Annotated in this window: 21 protein-coding genes and 1 tRNA gene; 14 read left to right on the forward strand and 8 right to left on the reverse strand. The window is 34.3% G+C overall.

Going from position 1 to position 21269, the window contains the following annotated elements; translation table 11 throughout:
* The first annotated feature begins 11 nt into the window (after window positions 1-11).
* The 8 genes from nusG (at window position 12) to AC23L6_RS02920 (ending at window position 11541) form a co-directional block, all read left to right on the forward strand.
* Window positions 12-563: a transcription termination/antitermination protein NusG gene (gene nusG, locus AC23L6_RS02885; RefSeq protein WP_487560794.1), complete on the forward strand. Its 552-nt coding sequence runs from the start codon at window positions 12-14 to the stop codon at window positions 561-563.
* A gap of 66 nt (window positions 564-629) precedes the next feature.
* On the forward strand, window positions 630-1070 hold the full coding sequence (gene rplK / locus AC23L6_RS02890) for a 50S ribosomal protein L11 (protein ID WP_487560795.1): 441 nt from the start codon (window positions 630-632) through the stop codon (window positions 1068-1070).
* Window positions 1071-1079: 9 nt separating this feature from the next.
* The gene (rplA, locus tag AC23L6_RS02895; RefSeq protein WP_487560796.1) at window positions 1080-1769 is read left to right on the forward strand and encodes a 50S ribosomal protein L1; all 690 of its coding nucleotides are present in this window, start codon (window positions 1080-1082) and stop codon (window positions 1767-1769) included.
* Between the two features lie 20 nt (window positions 1770-1789).
* Complete coding sequence (gene rplJ / locus AC23L6_RS02900; protein ID WP_487560797.1) at window positions 1790-2284, forward strand: 50S ribosomal protein L10; 495 nt, start codon at window positions 1790-1792, stop codon at window positions 2282-2284.
* Between the two features lie 91 nt (window positions 2285-2375).
* A complete protein-coding gene (gene rplL / locus AC23L6_RS02905; protein ID WP_487560798.1) occupies window positions 2376-2747 on the forward strand; it encodes a 50S ribosomal protein L7/L12 in 372 nt (123 codons plus the stop codon).
* A 256-nt stretch (window positions 2748-3003) separates the two neighbouring features.
* The gene (rpoB, locus tag AC23L6_RS02910) at window positions 3004-6816 is read left to right on the forward strand and encodes a DNA-directed RNA polymerase subunit beta (RefSeq protein ID WP_487560799.1); all 3813 of its coding nucleotides are present in this window, start codon (window positions 3004-3006) and stop codon (window positions 6814-6816) included.
* A gap of 102 nt (window positions 6817-6918) precedes the next feature.
* On the forward strand, window positions 6919-11226 hold the full coding sequence (gene rpoC / locus AC23L6_RS02915) for a DNA-directed RNA polymerase subunit beta' (protein ID WP_487560800.1): 4308 nt from the start codon (window positions 6919-6921) through the stop codon (window positions 11224-11226).
* Window positions 11227-11229: 3 nt separating this feature from the next.
* Window positions 11230-11541 (forward strand): DUF3467 domain-containing protein, encoded by a 312-nt coding sequence (locus AC23L6_RS02920; RefSeq protein ID WP_487560801.1) that lies wholly within the window; start codon window positions 11230-11232, stop codon window positions 11539-11541.
* A 134-nt stretch (window positions 11542-11675) separates the two neighbouring features.
* Here AC23L6_RS02920 and msrA read toward each other — a convergent pair whose 3' ends face one another.
* Together msrA and msrB are read right to left on the reverse strand one after the other, a co-directional pair.
* Window positions 11676-12293, reverse strand: a complete 618-nt coding sequence (gene msrA / locus AC23L6_RS02925; protein ID WP_487560802.1) for a peptide-methionine (S)-S-oxide reductase MsrA — start codon at window positions 12291-12293, stop codon at window positions 11676-11678.
* 1 nt (window position 12294) lies between these two features.
* Window positions 12295-12849: a peptide-methionine (R)-S-oxide reductase MsrB gene (msrB, locus tag AC23L6_RS02930; RefSeq protein ID WP_487560803.1), complete on the reverse strand. Its 555-nt coding sequence runs from the start codon at window positions 12847-12849 to the stop codon at window positions 12295-12297.
* A gap of 232 nt (window positions 12850-13081) precedes the next feature.
* Between msrB and idi the strand changes: the two genes are divergently transcribed.
* From idi to AC23L6_RS02960, 6 genes are all read left to right on the forward strand, one after another.
* Window positions 13082-13609, forward strand: coding sequence for an isopentenyl-diphosphate Delta-isomerase (gene idi, locus AC23L6_RS02935; RefSeq protein WP_487560804.1), 528 nt, complete (start codon window positions 13082-13084; stop codon window positions 13607-13609).
* Between the two features lie 11 nt (window positions 13610-13620).
* Complete coding sequence (locus AC23L6_RS02940; RefSeq protein WP_487560805.1) at window positions 13621-14031, forward strand: 6-pyruvoyl trahydropterin synthase family protein; 411 nt, start codon at window positions 13621-13623, stop codon at window positions 14029-14031.
* A complete protein-coding gene (locus AC23L6_RS02945) occupies window positions 14031-14489 on the forward strand; it encodes a peroxiredoxin (protein WP_487560806.1) in 459 nt (152 codons plus the stop codon). The genes AC23L6_RS02940 and AC23L6_RS02945 overlap by 1 nt, the downstream gene beginning before the upstream one ends.
* A 52-nt stretch (window positions 14490-14541) precedes the next feature.
* Entirely contained in the window at window positions 14542-15507 is a 966-nt protein-coding gene (locus tag AC23L6_RS02950) for a type I phosphomannose isomerase catalytic subunit (RefSeq protein WP_487560807.1), read from the forward strand.
* A gap of 69 nt (window positions 15508-15576) precedes the next feature.
* Window positions 15577-15843, forward strand: a complete 267-nt coding sequence (locus AC23L6_RS02955; RefSeq protein ID WP_487560808.1) for a hypothetical protein — start codon at window positions 15577-15579, stop codon at window positions 15841-15843.
* Between the two features lie 79 nt (window positions 15844-15922).
* Window positions 15923-15996: transfer RNA gene (locus tag AC23L6_RS02960), tRNA-Thr, on the forward strand.
* Window positions 15997-16027: 31 nt separating this feature from the next.
* Here AC23L6_RS02960 and AC23L6_RS02965 read toward each other — a convergent pair.
* The 6 genes from AC23L6_RS02965 to AC23L6_RS02990 form a co-directional block, all read right to left on the reverse strand.
* Window positions 16028-16738, reverse strand: a complete 711-nt coding sequence (locus AC23L6_RS02965; RefSeq protein WP_487560809.1) for a DUF4369 domain-containing protein — start codon at window positions 16736-16738, stop codon at window positions 16028-16030.
* Between the two features lie 87 nt (window positions 16739-16825).
* Window positions 16826-18685 carry a M61 family metallopeptidase gene (locus AC23L6_RS02970; protein WP_487560810.1) on the reverse strand — a complete coding sequence of 620 codons (1860 nt, stop codon included), beginning with the start codon at window positions 18683-18685 and terminating at the stop codon, window positions 16826-16828.
* Between the two features lie 144 nt (window positions 18686-18829).
* A complete protein-coding gene (locus tag AC23L6_RS02975; protein ID WP_487560811.1) occupies window positions 18830-19108 on the reverse strand; it encodes a DUF2805 domain-containing protein in 279 nt (92 codons plus the stop codon).
* 116 nt (window positions 19109-19224) lie between these two features.
* Window positions 19225-20049, reverse strand: coding sequence for a sterol desaturase family protein (locus tag AC23L6_RS02980; protein ID WP_487560812.1), 825 nt, complete (start codon window positions 20047-20049; stop codon window positions 19225-19227).
* Between the two features lie 38 nt (window positions 20050-20087).
* Entirely contained in the window at window positions 20088-20690 is a 603-nt protein-coding gene (locus tag AC23L6_RS02985) for an alpha-ketoglutarate-dependent dioxygenase AlkB family protein (RefSeq protein WP_487560813.1), read from the reverse strand.
* A gap of 42 nt (window positions 20691-20732) precedes the next feature.
* The gene (locus AC23L6_RS02990) at window positions 20733-21134 is read right to left on the reverse strand and encodes a DUF2721 domain-containing protein (RefSeq protein ID WP_487560814.1); all 402 of its coding nucleotides are present in this window, start codon (window positions 21132-21134) and stop codon (window positions 20733-20735) included.
* Between the last annotated feature and the right edge of the window lie 135 nt (window positions 21135-21269).

The raw sequence follows: 21269 nt of genomic DNA on the forward strand, positions 1-21269 counted from the left end.
TTTTTTTCGCAATGACAGAAACTAATCTAAAAAAATGGTACGTTGTTAGAGTTGTAAGCGGTCAAGAGAATAAGGTAAAAGCTTATATCGAGACTGAAATCAATAGATTGGGCATGGCTGATTATATCTCACAAGTGCTTGTTCCTACGGAGAAAGTAGTTCAGGTTCGTGATGGAAAAAAAATTACCAAAGATAAAGTATACTTTCCAGGTTATGTAATGATTGAAGCTAACCTAGCTGGAGAGATTCCTCATATTATCAAGTCGATAACTAGTGTAATAGGATTTTTGGGCGAAACTAAAAGCGGAGATCCTGTGCCTTTGAGGTTGTCAGAAGTGAACAGAATGTTAGGAAAAGTTGATGAATTGGCTGTTAAAACAGATGTTCACGCTATTCCTTTTAATGTAGGCGAAACGATTAAAGTAATTGATGGACCCTTCAATGGTTTCAATGGGACTGTTGAAAAAATTAATGATGAAAAGCGTAAACTTGAAGTTATGGTGAAAATTTTCGGAAGAAAAACACCTCTTGAATTGAGTTTTATGCAAGTTGAAAAAGTATAATTTTTGTTACACTAATAATAAACCACATCTATCGCTTCCAATGTTGATGTGTTAAATTTTTTAAAAATGGCTAAAGAGATTAGTAAAGTAGTTAAACTACAAGTTAAGGGAGGTGCTGCGAACCCATCGCCACCGGTTGGACCTGCTCTAGGAGCTGCTGGTGTAAACATCATGGAATTCTGTAAGCAATTTAATGCTAGAACCCAAGATAAAGCCGGTAAAGTTTGTCCAGTGCAAATTACAGTGTATAAAGACAAATCGTTCGATTTTGTTGTGAAAACTCCACCTGCTGCCGTTCAGTTAATGGACGCTGCAAAATTAAAATCAGGTTCTGGAGAGCCTAATCGTAAAAAAGTAGCATCTGTTACTTGGGACGTGATTAGAACTATCGCTGAGGATAAAATGGTTGATTTAAATGCATTCACTATCGAATCAGCAATGAGTATGATAGCTGGAACAGCTAGATCTATGGGAATAACTTTAACAGGAGATTCTCCATTAAAATAAGAGATAGAAATGGCAAAATTGACAAAAAAACAAAAAGAAGCGGCTTCAAAAATCGAGAAGAACAAACTGTATAGCTTGAAAGATGCATCTGCATTAATCAAAACAGTTGCTTCAGCGAAATTTGATGAGTCAGTAGATATTGCTGTTCGTTTGGGTGTTGACCCTAGAAAAGCAAATCAAATGGTTAGAGGAGTGGTAACATTGCCTCACGGAACAGGTAAAGATGTGAGAGTTTTGGCTCTTGTAACTCCTGATAAAGAAGCTGAGGCTAAAGCTGCAGGTGCAGACCATGTAGGTTTAGATGATTATCTTCAAAAAATTAAAGACGGTTGGACTGATGTTGATGTAATTATCACTATGCCAGCAGTTATGGGTAAATTAGGACCATTAGGACGTATTTTAGGACCTAGAGGTTTAATGCCAAACCCTAAAACAGGTACAGTAACTATGGACGTTGCTAAAGCTGTTCAAGAAGTGAAAGCGGGTAAAATCGACTTTAAAGTGGATAAAACAGGTATCGTACATGCAGGTATTGGAAGAGTTTCTTTTGATACTGATAAGATTGTAGATAACGCTCACGAAATTATTCAAACATTAATCAAACTTAAACCTACTGCGGCTAAAGGGACATACATTAAAAGTATTCACTTAACTAGCACAATGAGTCCTGCAATTGCATTGGATCCAAAAGCAGTATAATTGTAGTTAAAAATTTTAGTATGACTAGAGAAGAAAAATCAATCGCAATTGAAGGTTTAGCTGCACAGTTAGCAAGTTCTAATATTATTTATTTAGCGGATATTTCTGGATTAAATGCAGAAACTACCTCTAATTTACGTAGAGCTTGTTTTAAAGCTGGAATGAAGTTAGAAGTTGTTAAAAACACTTTGCTTGCAAAAGCTATGGAGACTTCTGATAATGATTATGGAGATTTGCCTTCAGTTTTGAAAGGTAATACAGCTATATTCATTTCTGATACAGCTAATGCTCCTGGAAAGATTATCAAAGAATTTCGTAAGAAATCAGATAAGCCAGTTTTTAAAGGTGCATTTATCAATTCAGAAATTTACATCGGAGACAACTTATTAGATTCATTAGCTTCGCTTAAATCTAAAGAAGAGGTAATTGGAGAAATCATTGGATTACTTCAATCTCCTGCACAAAGAGTAATATCAGCTCTTAAAAACCAATTCAAAGACGAAGAGGTTGCTTAATTCAAACGAGTAATTAGTTTGACTTAGGTGCATTAAAACGCGCACATTAATAAATTATATTTTTACAAATCATTTTAAAACGATAGAAAAAATGGCAGATTTGAAACAATTCGCAGAACAATTAGTTAACTTAACAGTAAAAGAAGTTAACGATTTAGCAACAATATTAAAAGATGAGTACGGTATCGAACCAGCTGCAGCTGCAGTTGTAGTTTCTGGTGGTGGTGCTGGTGAAGCTGCTGCTGAAGAGCAAACAGAATTTACAGTAGTATTAAAAGATGCTGGTGCTTCTAAATTGGCAGTAGTAAAAGCGGTAAAAGAATTAACTGGTTTAGGTTTGAAAGAATCTAAAGATTTAGTTGATGCTGCTCCATCAAACATTAAAGAAGGTGTAACTAAAGATGAGGCTGAAGGTCTTAAAAAATCTTTAGAAGAAGCTGGAGCTGTTGTTGAGTTAAAATAACTCTAACATAGTTTTAGAACTAGGTTTAGGTCTTGAGTTAACTACTCAATGGCCTAAACCATTTTTCGTATAATGAAATTATTGTCATAAAATAAGGTTAAATACGAAAAGCTTTTAATCCATACGAAGACAAAAATAAACTGATTTTCCTGGTTTATTTTTAAGATGTATCGATTATCAAAAAAAGGAAAAGTAGAATCAAACCGTGTCCTTACACACAAAAATTACTTTTTTTAAATCAAAATTTTGTCCATTGATGATAACAAATCAGACTGAAAGATTGAATTTTGCCTCTACAAAAAACATCCCTCAATACCCAGATTTTCTGGATGTTCAGGTTAAATCATTTAAAGATTTTTTCCAATTGGAAACCAAATCGGATGAAAGAGGCAACGAAGGCTTGTACAACACCTTCATGGAAAACTTTCCAATTACAGATACAAGAAACAATTTTGTGTTGGAGTTCCTCGATTATTTTGTAGATCCACCACGTTACACTATACAAGAGTGTATAGAAAGAGGTTTAACATACAGCGTGCCTTTAAAAGCAAGGTTAAAACTGTATTGTACAGATCCAGAACACGAAGATTTTGAAACTATTGTTCAAGATGTGTATCTTGGCACAATTCCTTACATGACACCTAGTGGTACTTTTGTTATCAATGGTGCTGAGCGTGTGGTTGTGTCACAATTGCATCGTTCTCCTGGGGTTTTCTTTGGTCAATCTTACCATGCAAATGGAACCAAATTATATTCTGCCAGAGTAATTCCTTTTAAAGGTTCTTGGATAGAATTTTCTACGGATATCAATAGCGTAATGTATGCGTATATCGACAGAAAGAAAAAATTACCTGTAACTACTTTATTCCGTGCTATCGGTTTCGAAAGAGATAAAGATATTCTTGAGATTTTTGACCTTGCTGAAGAAATTAAAGTATCTAAAACAGGACTTAAAAAATACATCGGAAGAAAACTAGCTGCACGTGTTTTGAATACATGGCATGAGGATTTCGTAGATGAGGATACTGGTGAGGTAGTTTCTATCGAACGTAACGAAATTATCCTTGATAGGGATACTATTTTAGATAAAGATAACGTAGAGGAAATTATTGACTCTAACGTTAAATCTATTTTGTTACACAAAGAGAGCAGTAATCAAACCGATTATGCTATCATTCACAATACCTTACAAAAGGATCCAACCAATTCAGAAAAAGAAGCCGTTGAGCATATTTACAGACAATTGCGTAATGCAGAACCGCCTGATGAAGAGACTGCCCGTGGTATTATAGATAAATTATTCTTTTCTGACCAACGTTACAATTTAGGTGAAGTAGGTCGTTACAGAATAAATAAAAAATTAGGTTTAGATACTCCAATGGAAAAGCAAGTCTTGACCAAGGAAGATATCATCACCATTGTGAAATATTTGATTGAATTAATCAACTCTAAAGCAGAGATTGATGATATCGATCACTTGTCCAACCGTCGTGTTAGAACCGTTGGTGAGCAATTGTCACAACAATTCGGTGTTGGTTTAGCTCGTATGGCGAGAACCATTCGTGAGAGAATGAACGTTAGAGATAATGAGGTGTTTACACCAATCGATTTGATTAATGCTAAAACATTATCATCGGTTATCAACTCTTTCTTTGGAACCAACCAGTTGTCTCAATTTATGGACCAAACAAATCCATTAGCAGAGATTACACACAAAAGAAGATTATCTGCACTAGGACCAGGTGGACTTTCAAGAGAAAGAGCTGGGTTTGAGGTGCGTGACGTTCACTATACACATTACGGAAGATTGTGTCCAATTGAAACTCCTGAGGGACCAAACATTGGATTGATATCATCTCTTGGTGTTTATGCGAAAGTTAACGGAATGGGATTCATTGAAACTCCTTACCGTAAGGTAACAAATGGAAGTGTCGATTTGAATGCTGAGCCTACTTATTTAAGCGCTGAAGAAGAAGAAGGAATGTTCATAGCTCAGGCTAATATTGAAATGAATGATGATGGTAAAATTACAGCAGAGAATGTAATTGCTCGTCAAGAAGGAGATTTTCCTGTTGTCGATCCTTCAGCAGTACATTTTACAGACGTTGCTCCAAACCAAATCGCTTCTATTTCAGCTTCATTAATTCCTTTCTTGGAGCATGATGATGCGAACCGTGCATTGATGGGATCAAACATGATGCGTCAGGCTGTACCATTGTTACGCCCTGAAGCACCAATTGTAGGAACCGGTCTAGAGCGTCAAGTAGCTTCTGACTCAAGAGTATTAATCAATGCAGAAGGACATGGAGTTGTTGAATATGTAGATGCTAATATCATCACTATCAAATACGACCGTTCTGAAGAAGAAAGAATGGTAAGTTTTGAACCAGATGAAAAAACATATAATTTAATAAAATTCAGAAAAACCAATCAAAGTACTAGCATCAACTTGAAACCTATCGTAAGAAAAGGAGATAGAGTAGTTCCTGGTCAAGTTTTATCTGAAGGGTATGCCACACAAAATGGAGAATTAGCTTTAGGTAGAAACCTAAAAGTAGCTTTCATGCCATGGAAAGGGTATAACTTCGAGGATGCGATTGTAATTTCTGAAAAAGTAGTTCGTGACGATATTTTTACCTCAATCCACGTAGACGATTACTCACTAGAAGTAAGAGATACAAAATTAGGTAACGAAGAATTAACGAATGATATTCCTAACGTTTCTGAAGAGGCTACTAAAGACTTGGATGAAAACGGTATGATTAGAATTGGAGCCGAAGTAAAACCTGGTGATATTCTAATTGGTAAAATTACTCCTAAAGGAGAATCAGATCCAACACCAGAAGAGAAACTGTTAAGAGCTATTTTCGGTGATAAAGCTGGAGATGTAAAAGATGCTTCATTAAAAGCGTCACCTTCTTTACACGGTGTGGTTTTAGACAAAAAATTATTCGCAAGAGCGGTAAAAGATAAACGTAAACGTACTCAAGATAAAGATGCTCTAGGTGCACTAGAAATGGAGTTCGAAACGAAATTTACTGAACTAAAAGATAAATTAGTTGAGAAATTGTTCTTAATCGTCAATGGAAAAACATCTCAGGGTGTAATGAATGATTTGGGTGAAGAAGTATTGCCAAAAGGTAAAAAATACACTCAAAAAATGCTGTATGCTGTTGAAGATTTTGCACACTTGAGCAAAGGACAATGGGTTGCTGATGATGCTACGAACAAAATGGTTAATGATTTAATTCACAATTATAAAATTAAATTAAACGATTTACAAGGTGCATTGCGTAGAGAGAAATTCACGATTACTGTTGGAGATGAATTGCCAGCAGGAATTTTGAAATTAGCTAAAGTTTATATCGCCAAAAAACGTAAGTTGAAAGTTGGGGATAAGATGGCGGGACGTCACGGTAACAAAGGTATTGTTGCTCGTATTGTTCGTGATGAAGATATGCCATTCTTAGAAGACGGAACACCAGTAGATATCGTATTGAACCCGCTGGGAGTACCTTCACGTATGAACATCGGTCAGATTTATGAAACCGTTTTAGGCTGGGCTGGACAAAAATTAGGTAGAAAATATGCTACACCAATTTTCGATGGAGCAACTTTAGACCAAATTAATGAATTGACTGACGAAGCTGGAATTCCACGTTTTGGACATACTTATTTGTATGACGGAGGAACAGGAGAGCGTTTCCATCAGCCAGCTACAGTAGGGGTTATCTACATGTTGAAACTAGGACACATGGTAGATGATAAGATGCACGCACGTTCTATAGGTCCATACTCGTTGATTACACAACAACCATTGGGTGGTAAAGCACAATTTGGAGGTCAACGTTTTGGAGAGATGGAGGTTTGGGCACTTGAAGCATACGGTGCATCAAGTACCCTAAGAGAAATCTTAACTGTTAAATCAGATGACGTAATTGGTAGAGCTAAAACTTACGAAGCTATCGTAAAAGGAGAAACTATGCCAGAGCCAGGATTGCCAGAATCATTCAATGTATTAATGCATGAATTGAAAGGTCTTGGATTAGACATCAGATTAGAAGAATAAAAAAGTTTGCAGTGATTGGTGTTCAGTAAGCAGTTTTCTGAACACGGAACACTGATTACTGAATACTTAAAATACAATTTCATAAAAATCAATAGTATGACTATGATGAATAATAGAAATAATAAAGAAAAAAACCTTGTGAAAAGGTTTGACAAGATTTCAATAGGTTTAGCATCTCCTGAGTCTATATTGGCCGAGTCAAGAGGTGAGGTATTGAAGCCAGAAACCATAAACTACAGAACCCACAAACCAGAGCGTGATGGTCTATTTTGTGAGCGCATTTTTGGTCCAGTAAAAGACTTCGAATGTGCTTGTGGAAAATACAAAAGAATCCGTTATAAAGGAATTATTTGTGATCGTTGTGGAGTAGAAGTTACCGAGAAAAAAGTACGTCGTGATAGAGTAGGACACATCAACCTTGTTGTGCCAATAGCTCACATTTGGTACTTCCGTTCTTTGCCAAACAAAATCGGATACATCCTTGGATTGCCATCTAAGAAATTAGATATGATTATCTACTACGAAAGATACGTAGTAATTCAACCAGGAATTGCAAAAGGACCTGATGGAGAGGCTATAGAAAGATTAGATTTCTTAACAGAAGAAGAGTATCTAAATATTTTAGATTCACTTCCTCAAGAAAACCAATATCTTGATGATCATGATCCAAACAAATTTGTTGCCAAAATGGGAGCAGAGTGTATCATGGATTTGTTGGCTCGTATCGATTTAGATGCGTTGTCTTATGAATTACGTCATAGTGCTAACAACGAAACATCAAAACAAAGAAAAACGGAGGCTTTAAAAAGACTACAAGTTGTAGAATCTTTCCGTGAGTCTAATGAAAATAGAGAGAATCGACCTGAGTGGATGATTATGAAAGTGGTACCAGTTATTCCACCAGAATTGCGTCCGTTAGTGCCGCTTGATGGAGGACGTTTTGCTACTTCCGACTTGAACGATTTGTACAGAAGAGTAATCATCCGTAACAACCGTTTGAAACGATTGATGGAGATTAAAGCTCCTGAAGTTATCTTGCGTAACGAAAAACGTATGTTGCAGGAATCAGTAGATTCATTATTTGATAACACACGTAAAGCTTCTGCGGTTAAAACAGAATCAAACAGACCATTAAAATCACTTTCAGATTCATTGAAAGGAAAACAAGGTCGTTTCCGTCAAAACTTACTAGGAAAACGTGTGGATTATTCAGCACGTTCGGTAATTGTTGTTGGTCCAGAATTGAAATTATTTGAATGTGGATTGCCAAAAGATATGGCAGCCGAATTGTACAAACCATTCGTTATTCGTAAATTAATCGAAAGAGGAATTGTTAAAACAGTTAAATCTGCGAAGAAAATAATCGACAAAAAAGAACCAGTTGTTTGGGATATTCTTGAAAATGTAATTAAAGGGCATCCAGTATTACTGAACCGTGCTCCTACCTTACACCGTTTGGGTATTCAAGCGTTCCAACCTAAGTTGATTGAAGGTAAAGCGATTCAGTTACACCCATTAGTGTGTACGGCATTCAACGCGGATTTCGATGGTGACCAGATGGCGGTACACTTGCCACTTGGACCAGAAGCTATTTTGGAAGCACAATTGTTAATGTTGGCCTCACACAATATCTTGAATCCAGCCAATGGTGCGCCAATCACGGTACCTTCTCAAGACATGGTTTTGGGTCTATATTACATGACCAAAGAACGTTTATCTACTCCAGAGCACAAAATCTTGGGAGAAGGATTAACTTTCTATTCTGCCGAAGAGGTAAATATCGCCTTGAATGAAGGAAGATTAGAATTGAACGCTCGTGTGAAAATCAGAGCCAAAGATTTTAATGAAAACGGAGAGTTAGTATATAAAATTATTCAAACAACTGCAGGTAGAGTATTATTTAATGAAGTAGTACCTGAAGCAGCTGGATATATCAATGAAGTATTAACTAAGAAAAGCCTTAGAGATATTATTGGACACATTTTAAGTGTAACCGATGTACCTACAACAGCAGGATTCTTGGATAACATGAAAGATATGGGTTATAAATTTGCTTTCAAAGGTGGTTTATCATTCAGTCTTGGAGATATCAAAATTCCAGAGAAAAAAGGAGAATTAATTGCAGATGCTAGGGAGCAAGTTGAAGGTATTTCTGCAAACTATAACATGGGTCTTATTACCAATAACGAACGTTACAACCAAGTTATTGATGTATGGACTTCAACCAATGCTATGCTTACTGAGTTAGCAATGAAAAACATTAGAGAAGACCAACAAGGATTTAACTCAGTGTACATGATGCTTGACTCTGGAGCGAGGGGTTCTAAGGAACAAATTCGTCAGCTAACAGGTATGCGTGGTTTGATGGCTAAGCCTAAAAAATCGAATGCTGGTGGTGGAGAGATTATTGAAAATCCAATTTTGTCTAACTTTAAAGAAGGACTTTCGATTTTGGAATATTTCATCTCTACTCACGGTGCACGTAAAGGTCTTGCCGATACCGCTCTTAAAACTGCCGATGCGGGTTACTTGACACGTCGTTTACATGACGTATCTCAAGACGTAATTGTTAATATTGATGATTGTGGAACCTTAAGAGGAATCGAAGTTGCTGCTTTAAAGAAAAATGAAGAGGTGGTTGAAACTCTTGGAGAAAGAATCTTAGGACGTGTTGCGTTGCAAGATGTAATCAATCCATTGACTTCTGAAATCTTAGTATACTCTGGTCAACAAATCACAGAGACTATTATGAAGAATATCGAGGCTTCTCCAATAGAAAAAGTAGAAGTTCGATCTCCATTGACGTGTGAAGCTTTAAAAGGAATTTGTGCCAAATGTTATGGTAGAAATTTAGCTACTGGAAAAATGACTCAAAGAGGTGAGGCTGTTGGTGTAATTGCAGCACAGTCCATCGGTGAGCCAGGAACACAGTTAACACTTCGTACGTTCCACGTAGGAGGGGTTGCTGGAGGTATATCCGAAGAATCTAGTATTGTGACTCGTTTTGATGGTAAATTAGAGATTGAAGACTTGAAAACCGTTAAAGGAGAAGATAATGAAGGAAATTCAGTTGATATTGTAGTTTCACGTTCAACAGAATTGAAATTAGTAGATGTTAAAACAGGAATAATTCTTAATACTCATAACATTCCTTACGGTTCAAGTATTTTTGTTAAAGACGGAGATGTTGTTTCTAAAGGAACTGTAATTTGTAAATGGGATCCTTATAACGGGGTTATCGTTTCTGAGTTTACAGGTAAAATTGCCTATGAAGATTTAGAACAAGGTCAATCCTATCAAGTTGAAATCGACGAACAAACTGGATTCCAAGAAAAAGTAATTTCTGAATCTAGAACTAAAAAATTAATTCCTACTTTATTGGTTTACGGTAAAGACAATGAATTAATTCGTTCATACAACTTGCCTGTGGGCGCCCACTTGATGGTTGAAAACGGTGAAAAAATTAAAGCAGGTAAAGTATTGGTAAAAATCCCACGTCGTTCCTCTAAAGCGGGCGATATTACAGGAGGTTTACCTAGAATTACCGAGTTATTAGAAGCTCGTAATCCTTCAAATCCAGCTGTAGTTTCAGAAATCGACGGAGTAGTTTCTTTTGGAAAAATCAAGAGAGGAAACCGTGAGATTGTTATCGAATCTAAATTTGGTGAGGTTAAGAAATACTTGGTAAAATTGTCAAGTCAAATCTTAGTTCAGGAAAATGACTTCGTAAGGGCAGGAGTTCCTTTGTCTGATGGAGCAATTACTCCTGAAGATATTCTAAGAATTCAAGGACCAGCAGCTGTTCAACAGTATTTGGTAAATGAAATTCAAGAAGTATACCGTTTACAAGGGGTAAAAATCAATGACAAACACTTTGAAGTGGTTATTCGTCAAATGATGCGTAAAGTTCAAGTAGAAGATCCAGGGGATACATTATTCCTTGAGGAACAATTGATTCATACCAAAGATTTTATTCTTGAAAATGATAAATTATACGGAATGAAAGTTGTAGTTGATGCTGGTGATTCAGCTACGTTGAAAGCAGGTCAGATTATTTCTCCACGTCAATTGCGTGATGAAAATTCATTGTTGAAACGTACGGATAAAAACTTAGTTGTTGCACGTGATGTAATTACAGCTACTGCGACTCCTGTTTTACAAGGTATTACTAGAGCTTCGCTTCAAACAAAATCATTTATTTCTGCTGCATCGTTCCAAGAGACGACTAAAGTGTTGAATGAAGCTGCTGTTGCAGGTAAAATCGATTACTTAGAAGGCTTGAAAGAAAATGTTATTGTTGGACATAGAATCCCAGCTGGCACAGGTATGAGAGAATATGAAAATACCATTGTAGGGTCTAAAGAAGATTACAACGAAATGATGGCTAACAAAGAAGAATATATTTATTAAACTATGAGTGATTCTAAACAACCACAAGGACAAATAAATATTGAGTTAGACGAAGCTATGGCTGAAGGAATTTATTCCAATTTGGCTATTATCAATCATTCAGCTTCAGAGTTTGTTGTAGATTTTGTTTGTATCATGCCAGGCACACCAAAAGCTAAGGTGAAGTCAAGAATTGTTTTGACGCCACAGCACGCAAAAAGACTGGTAAAGGCATTGGCTGAGAACGTTCATCGTTTTGAAATTTCTCACGGAGAGATTAAAGATAGTGAGCAACCTCCTATACCACTTAATTTTGGACCCACAGGTCAAGCATAAAAATAGAAACCGCCCCGATGAATTCGGGGCGGTTTCTATTTTTATGCTTGACCTCAAAGAATCATACACATAGATATCCCAATAAAATAAATACGAAAACCGCTATTTGAAGGTGATTATAATAAAAGAATTGATTAATGTTTCCTTTTCAAACGGTTCTTAAATACTTTTTCGAATTTTTCTATTTTAGGCTGTATGACCAACTGACAATAAGGTTGATTTTTGTTGTTTTGATAATAGTTTTGATGGTATTCTTCGGCTTTGTAGAATTTTGTAAATGGCTCCAAAGTAGTTACAATTGGACTATCATATACTTTTGCTTTTTTCAAAGAGTTAATTATAGATAGAGCTGCTTGTTTTTGTTCTTCATTTTTATAAAAGATAACAGAGCGATATTGAGTCCCTACATCGGCACCTTGCCTATTTAAAGTAGTTGGGTCGTGAACTGTAAAAAAGACTTTAAAGATTTCATCTAGGTTAGTGATGGTTTTGTCATAGGTAATTTGAACTACTTCAGCATATCCTGTTTTTCCTGAAGACACATCGTAATAACTTGGATTGCTGATTTTACCTCCAGAAAATCCAGAAACAACAGATTGAACTCCATTTAAATTTTCATAAACTGCTTCTACACACCAATAACACCCACCACCTAGAACGATTGACTCTAAATTAGTTGATTGAATAGTGTCTTTTTTTTGTGCAAATAAACTAGTTGAAATCATGACGCAAATTAGGAATACTTTTTTCATTTTATTTGGTATCAGGTTCAAATTCTAAAGAAACAGAATTCATACAGTATCGTTTTCCCGTAGGGGCAGGGCCATCATCAAAAAGATGTCCTAAATGGCTGTTACACCTTCCGCAAAGAGCTTCTATTCTTCGCATACCATAGGAATTATCATCTTTAAAAACAATGCTGGACTTGTTTTCTTGTTCAAAGAAACTAGGCCATCCACAGCTACTTATAAATTTTTGGTTCGATTTAAATAGTTTGTTACCACAAGCTGCACAGTAATAGGTTCCCTTAGCTTCAGAATCCCAGAGCGTTCCCGTAAATGCTCTTTCTGTATGTGCTAGACGAGCTACTCCATAGAGATTTTCAGGTAATATTTTTTTCCATTCGTCATTAGAAATGGTCACTTTCTCTGTGCTTGTTCTTGAGTAATAAGGATTGTTAGGTTTGATAATTTTATTTTCCATGATGGTTCTTTTTTTTGATTCTACTTTTTGATTTTGTCCGCAGGCATTTAGAATAAACAGCGGAAGTAATAGGAGTAGGTTAATAATTAGTTTTGATTTAGCCATAATTTTTATGTTTTCATTTTCATACAAATCTAAGGTTGCAATTACGTTTCAAATGTCAATTAGTTTACAATTAGATGGTATTTATACAAAAATTAACGCTCTGATTGGTAACTATAAATTTATGAATACTATTGGTTTAATTGACTGTCAAACACTAGTTAAACTTTTCACAAATTCAAAATCCGTGCAAAGACCATTTCTTTTTTTGTATTTTTGACAATCATAAAATAGCATGAAAGAGGAAGAAGTTATATTAGTAAACGAGTTCGATGAGCAGATTGGTTTGATGCCCAAGTTGGAGGCTCATCAAAAAGCGATTCTTCATAGAGCGTTCTCTGTTTTTATTTTGAATGAAAATAATGAGATTATGCTCCAGCAAAGAGCTCATCAAAAATACCATTCTCCTTTATTGTGGACCAATACGTGTTGTAGTCATCAACGCAATGGAGAAACAAATATTGAAGCTGGCAGCAGACGATTATTTGAAGAGATGGGATTTAAGGTCGAGTTGAAAGAATTGTTTCATTTTATATACAAGGCGCCTTTTGATAATGGATTGACTGAGCATGAATTGGACCATGTGATGATAGGTTATTTTAATGGAAATCCAGTTATTAATCCTGATGAGGTTGAGGATTGGAAATGGATGAAAATTCAAGATGTAAAAGAGGATATGGTTCAAAATCCTGAAATTTATACGGTTTGGTTCAAAATAATTTTTGATGAATTTTATCATTATATAGAAGACCATCAATTATAACTCAAATAGTAATGAAAGTAACGATATCCAGAAAAGCTCACTTTAACGCTGCTCATCGATTGTATCGAAAAGATTGGTCTTTTGAAAAAAATGATTTGATTTTTGGCAAATGTAACAATCCAAATTATCACGGGCATAATTATGAATTGATTGTCAGTGTTACAGGAGAGATTGATCAAGAAACGGGCTATGTTATGGATGTGAAATTTTTAACAGATATTATCAAAGAAGAGGTTGAAATTCCATTTGATCACAAAAACTTAAACCTTGATGTTCCAGAATTTGAACATCTAAATCCTACTGCCGAGAATATTGTGGTAGTCATTTGGAATAAAATTCGAAAACGAGTAGCACCAACACTAGATTTGGAAGTTGTTCTCTATGAAACTCCTCGAAATTTTGTAACCTACAAAGGAGAGTAATGGCATTAAAAGTAGGGGACAAGATACCTAATTTCTCTGCATACGATACTCACGGAAATCTTTTTGAGAGCCAATTTTTTATTGGTAAAACCCCATTGGTAATTTATTTTTATCCAAAAGATGACACTTTGGGTTGTACAGCCCAGGCTTGTAGTTTTAGAGATGCGTATGAGGATTTTAAAGATTTAGGAGCAGAGGTAATAGGAATAAGTAGCGATAGTGTAGCCTCTCATCAAAAATTTTCACATCAAAATAGATTGCCATTTATTCTATTATCTGATGAAAATCAAAAAATTAGAAATATTTTTGGAGTACCTACTGCATTATTCGGATTAGTGCCCGGTAGAGTAACCTATGTAGTTGATAAAAGTGGAATCATAAAAATGATTTTTGATAATAGCATGATGCCTACAAAACATATCTCAAAAGCATTAGCTTCATTAAAAAAAATAGTATAAATTAGTCAAATACAATTAGCTACTGAATCGAAGAAATTTGTAAGAAAAGAAAATGAGTTCAAAATTATATCCATTACAGTTTGCACCAATTTTAAAAGAAAGGATTTGGGGTGGGACGAAATTACAAACGGTATTAAACAAACCAATAACCTCTAAAATTACTGGTGAAAGCTGGGAATTATCAACTGTTGAAGGCGATGTGAGTGTTGTGTCTAATGGAAATTTAGCAGGAAAATCGCTTACTGAAATCATTAACGAATTTCCAATAGAACTTCTAGGAAAGAAGGTTTACAATCGTTTTGGCAAACAATTTCCATTACTATTTAAATTTTTAGATGCAAGGGAAGATTTATCCATTCAAGTGCATCCTAATGACGAATTGGCTAAGAAACGTCATAATTCTTTTGGCAAAACAGAAATGTGGTACATTATGCAAGCCGATGAAAATGCCAGAATTATAGTTGGTTTCAAAGAGAATTCGAATGCAGAAGAATATGTGAGCCATCTTCAAAACAAAACGGTATTGTCTCTTTTAAATGATGTAAAAGTACATGCTGGAGATGTTTTCTTTTTAGAAACAGGAACCGTTCACGCCATTGGAGCTGGTATGGTCGTGGCCGAAATTCAGCAAACTTCGGATATAACCTATAGAATTTATGATTTTGATAGAGTAGATGCTCAAGGAAATCACAGAGGATTGCACGTGGATTTAGCTTTAGAGGCTATTAATTATAATGAGACTACAGCAAAAATTGAATACTCTAAGAATGAAAACGAACCGAATGAGGTAGTAAATTGCAACTATTTTACGACCAATTTTATTCCGCTTGACGGGCAAGTTTCGGTCAATAAAGATGGTGATTCTTTTACCGTTTATATGTGTGTCGAAGGAAAATTTGAAATTGAACTAGATGAAAAAGTATATTCGTATAGTAAAGGCGATACCGTTTTGCTTCCTGCATCTGTAACAAAATATGATTTAATGGGAAAAGCCTCAGTTTTAGAAATTTATATTTAGTAGTAGCTAATAGAAAGATTATGTGTACTTTTGCACCCGAATTAAGAAATTTATAAAATTAGAATTACCATGGCAAACGTTAAAAATTTAAAGAAAGACATAAACTACGTTTTAGGAGATATTATAGAAGCAGTGTACTTGTTTGAAATGTCAACAACAGGAAAACCAACAGAAGCTACTAATGCTTTGATTGATGAAGCTATTGCTACTTTTGATACTTTAATTACAAAAGTAAATGCTAAAAACGTTCAAAACAAAAAAGCTCATTTCAAACAAATTAATACTGAATTAGAACAAGCTGCAAATCAATTGATTGCTAAGGTTAACGAATTGTAGTATACAAAAGAGGTAAAAAAAAGTAATTTTTATTTTGCAAATATAAAATACACTTCTATATTTGCAACCGTAATACAACGCCGATGTAGCTCAGCTGGCTAGAGCAGCTGATTTGTAATCAGCAGGTCGTGGGTTCGAGTCCCTCTATCGGCTCAAAAACCGTCTCTGAAAAGAGACGGTTTTTTTATTCCTGTTTTTTTCTTTCCTTGTAAAATTGAACCAATTTTTTCCCATAGAAAGATTGAGCTACTTTTGGGCTCATGGTTTTTTGAATGGTATCCAGATATTTCAAATTGATATCTGAAATTTCAGCTAACGCCAGATAAGGTGCCACTTCAAAATCTTTGTTGTTTAGTGCAAAATTAGTAGTGAACAAGTACCTTCTTTTTAAATTTAGATTTTGCAAATTTTCGATGCTATCCACAATTTTCATGTTTTTATTTTTGAAAGCATTGAACTTTTGTTCGGTTAATGACAGGTTTTCATCATTAAAACGGGAAATTATTTTTTTGTATTCTTCGTATTTTTCTTGATTTTTAGAGCCTGTTATTTTAGAATCAGAAGTGAAATATTCCAAACTTGTTTGAATGTCTATTGAGCCAGCTTCGGCAAAGAATGGCAGATTATTGTCAAGAGAATTGGTAACACCTCTATCCAAAAATAAGTAATACATTTCAGGTGATTTGATTTCTAAATCACTTGTGAAATTAGAATCTCCATCAATTTTTATGGTGTCAATGGCTACAAGTGAAGTGTCAACTATTTTTTGAATATAGAGCGTGCCTTTTTTCAATCCTTTGATATTTCCTGTAATATGTAAATTGCCGTTGGATTCTTTTTTGCTACAAGAGGAAAGGGTTACAATAGTGAATAGGGTAACGATAAAGTATTTCATAAATGAATTTATAGGTGTTTGTGTTTTAGCAAATAAATAAAAAAATCCCTAGATTCTTTACTTGAACTAGGGATTTTAGTATTGTGATTAGTTCTTTAGCCAAGCATTTCTGAGTTTACTTTTACTAGTGTCATTAGAAGCTCTAAAAGTTTCCGATTCGGTTAACGGGATTTTAGTTTTTCCCTTAATGGTAAGTAATTCACCATTTCGCTTTATTTTAACGGTTATGGCATCACCTTCTTTCCAAGATTCACTGGTGGTAATCATTTCGTAAATGTTGTCTAAATTGTAATTGATGTCGTTTATGGAAACAATTATATCTTCTCCTTTTATACCAAGTTCATTGAAAAAAGAATTCAACTCAATTTCTGGAAGAACTATAATCTCTTTTGTTTCATGATTTACAGTAATGTAGGGTGTTTTGTCTTTCAAAAATACATTGCCAGGTACTTTTTCAATTATTTTTGTTAAGCCAACTTTTTCAAAAAATACGTCGTAAGGAATGGGTGTTTCTCCAGCAACATAGGTTTTTAGAAATTGTTCTACTTCAGGATAAGTTAGTTCGGCAATTTTAGCAAAAAGTTCATTGTCATTGAATGCTTTTTTTGCACCATATTCATTAGATAATTTTTGCATTAAATCTAAAATGCCTCTTTCTCCATTACTTTTTTCTCGTATTAGTATATCGATACACATACCGATTAAAGCTCCTTTTTCGTATACATTTAGATATTGATCTTTATACGGTTTTTTCAACACATTGGCACTCATGACGGTAAAAGGCATGGTATCGTTCATTTCAGAGGCATTAGCAATTTTACCAGACATTCTATCATAAAATTCCTCTTCGGTAATTAATCCTTGATTGATTTGAAATAAGTTGGCAAAATATTCTGTTACACCTTCATACATCCATAAGTGTGCAGACATTTTGGGGTTATTGTAATCAAAGTATTGGATTTCATTGGAATGTATTGTTAGTGGAGTTACTATGTGAAAAAACTCATGCGAAACAACATCTTTTAACTGTTCAGCAAGTTCTTCTTTTCCCATAGCTTCTGGCATCACAACTGTTGTTGCGGTAGGATGTTCTAGAGCACCAAATCCATGAGCATCATCTTCTTTTTGTAAATCTGATAAATAAATAAGTACGCTATATTTTTTAGTAGAGTTGAATTTTCCTAAAAAGTTCTTTTGAGCCGTCATTACTTTTTTCATTTCTGGTGTCAAGCTTTCAGCACTATGAACTCCGTTAGGAGAGTAAACCGCAATGAGTATGTCCATACCGTTTACATTGAATGTAGTGTAGTCTGGTTTGGCATACATAATTGGATTTTCAACTAATTCAGCATATCTGTTTGTTGTAAAGACATCGTTAGTTTTGCTTGGATCAGTATCAGTCATTGATGTTGCTCCCCAAAGTGTTTCCGGATGAGCAACAGCAACAGTATAAGTGATGTCTTTTAAATCAGAAAAATAACCAACAAATCCATGTGTGTTCAGCATAAAATTTTTGCCAGCATCAATGTTAGTTCCAGCCGGTGAAAAGATATCGTCCTGACCAAAACCAGTTCCTTTTTCACTATCAAATGTGTCATTAACCTGATACGTTATTGTTGCCAATTTTTTAGCATCTGTTATTTTCCATGAATTTTCATCCATTTTTGCAACAGGTATTTCCTTTCCGTTTTTGTCTAAGGCTTTTAAATTTACAATCATTTTACCGTAGTCATCTTCAGAGTAGGTGCCAGGAATGATTTTGGGGAAGTTATAAGTAATCTCGTTTGTTGTTAATTTAGGAGGAGTCACTACAACAGTAACTTTGTCATCTTTTATTGTGTTTAAATCGATACTAATTTTGATTTCTTGTTCTGGTTTGTTTTGACTAATAACTTTAAAGCTCAATAAGGATAGTGCAAGTAGTATTAAACTTGTAATTTTTTTCATAGATGAATTTTATTTCTTTGTATACGTGTCCAAAAATATAAAATTGTTAATGAATATTGTGATTTTAGAAATATTTAACAACAAATATAGTATTCACGGAAATGGTTTTAAAAATAAAAAACCCTTGCTGAGCAAGAGTTTTTTTTAATCGAATTTATTTTTTATATAGTATTTACCGTCTAAATCTTCGTCAAAGTCATCGATTTTTATTGGTTTTGGTTTTGGTTTAGCTGCATTTGCTTTCTTTTTCCAAATCTCGAATTTATCGGCAGTCAATTTTTTTTTCATTATTTCCAGAACATCTTTTTCATCAATATTTAGTTCTTTTTTAATGATTTCAAAAGGATTTCTCTCTTCTAATGCTAAAGTGATAAGTCTTTCAGATTCTTCCCAACTCAATTCTATTCGTTTACTCTTTTTCATTACTTGAAAATTAATTCAGGTTTTATTGATTGTTTATTGATTCAATTTTTTTCTAAATCAATATTAGTAAAAAAAATAATTACTTTTTAAGTGAGCTTAAAAAAATATTCATTTTTTTAGCTTGTTGAGTTTTTACTTTTTTGAAAAGGGATTTTCAATAGGTTTTTTAGGCTATTATGCTCTTCAGGTTTCATGTGAGTATCAATACCATAGATTACTTTATCTGTAGAAAGCGTCATAAAAGTACCAAAGAGTCTATCCCAAACGGAGAATATATTTCCGTAATTACTGTCTGTATAGGGCATCTTATAATGATGGTGTGTTTTGTGCATGTTAGGTGAAACAATGATGTAACTTAAAAAAAGGTCTAGATTTTTTGGTAATGCTAGATTAGCATGGTTGAATTGGGTTGCGATGAGTGATAGTGTTTGATAGAGGAATACTAACCACATTGGACTTCCAACGATAATAACACCCATTGTTGTAAAGATAAATCGGATAACGCTCTCTCCGGGGTGATGTCTATTTGCCGAGGTGGTATCTATCCAAGTATCAGAGTGATGAATAATATGAAAACGCCATAGAAATTTTGTTTTATGTTGAATAAAATGAGGTAAGTAAGCACCAATTAAATCCAGTAACAGTAATCCAATTATCATATAAGGAACCAATGGGATTTTTGGTAACCATTCTAAAATTCCAAAATGATTGGTCATCACCCAATCTGAGGATTTTAATAAGATAAATGCAAGGCAAAAGTTGATTAGCACCGTCGTGAAAGTCAGAAAAAAATTAATTCCAGCATGTTTCCATTTGTGGTATTTTAATTTAAATAGTGGAAATGTATTTTCAATTAGCCAGAAAAAAGTAATTCCACAAACCAGAATTAAACTTCTGTGAAGAGGAGGAATTGTTGAAAAATAGGATATGATTTCATTCATGAGTGGTTCGGATTACAGATGATGTTTTTAATATAAATTTAATGAATAATACGAAAGGTTAGATTGATTCGTGAGCCCACTGGTTTTGCTGTTTTTGGTATTTGATGTTTCCAGTTGTGTTGTGTAACTCCTTTCATAATTAATAAACTACCATGTTCTAAAATAATATTTTTTTTTAGATTTTTATCATTATTGTGTTTCAACTGAAAGTTGCGTTCTGCACCAAAACTCAGAGATGCTATTGTTGGATTGATGCCTAATTCTTTCTCATCATCTGCGTGCCAACCATTGCTATCGTTTCCATTTCTGTAATGATTGAGTAAAACGGTTGTGAAATTTGTATCGGCTACATTTTCAACATGAAACTTTATTTTTTGTAACAAAGATGTCCAATTGTTAGGTTGCATCTTTATATTTGAATAGGAATAAGGTTTTCCATCATTGCCGTAAAGAGCTGTTAATCGCGGTTGCAAATGTGTTTTTCCATAAATTGTTATAGTATCTTGTTGCCAAGCAGTGTTTTTCATTAAATCAATAAAAATGGTATCAGCCTCAACTTTATCGAAAAAATTTGGAAAATAAACAATATCTGCATCTGGCAGCTCAAGGCGTATTGGTTCTGGATGGAAAAGTGAGTTCATATTATAATGTAAAGAGAAAGATGATAAATTTTGAATCCTAATTTATTGTTCAGTATTATCAACCAAACCACTCAGGTGTAATCGAAGTGCATTTGCTGAAATACTAATTTCCCAAAATGAAATTCCTAAAGAAATAAGTAAACTGAACAGACTTAAACCAAAAAAATATATTCCAATCACTTGCTGATTGATAAAAAGTAGTAACATACTAAAGACAGACAAGAATAAACTGAGCACGCCGAACATTTGCATGTACCGGATAAGTGTTATTCTAAGGTTGAGATTTTTAATTTCCAATAAAATTTTTGAACTCTCTTTTTCTTCATAATTTTTTTTCAAGCTTCTTACTATAGTAGCAATAGTAAGGAATCGATTGGTGTAGGCCAACAAAATTAATGAAGTTGCAGAAAAAAGTAAGGCGGGGGTTTCAATATGTAAAGTCATGATTTGTTGGAATTTTAATTCAACTGAATTTAGTAAGGTCTAAAATTACTACAACTTTTAACATTTGTAGTTAGGCATATTGCGAATTTTAGTTAATTTTGTTTAAATTTCCGTTTATTAATTAAATAACATATA

This window comes from Flavobacterium sp. R1_16, from assembly GCF_057652095.1.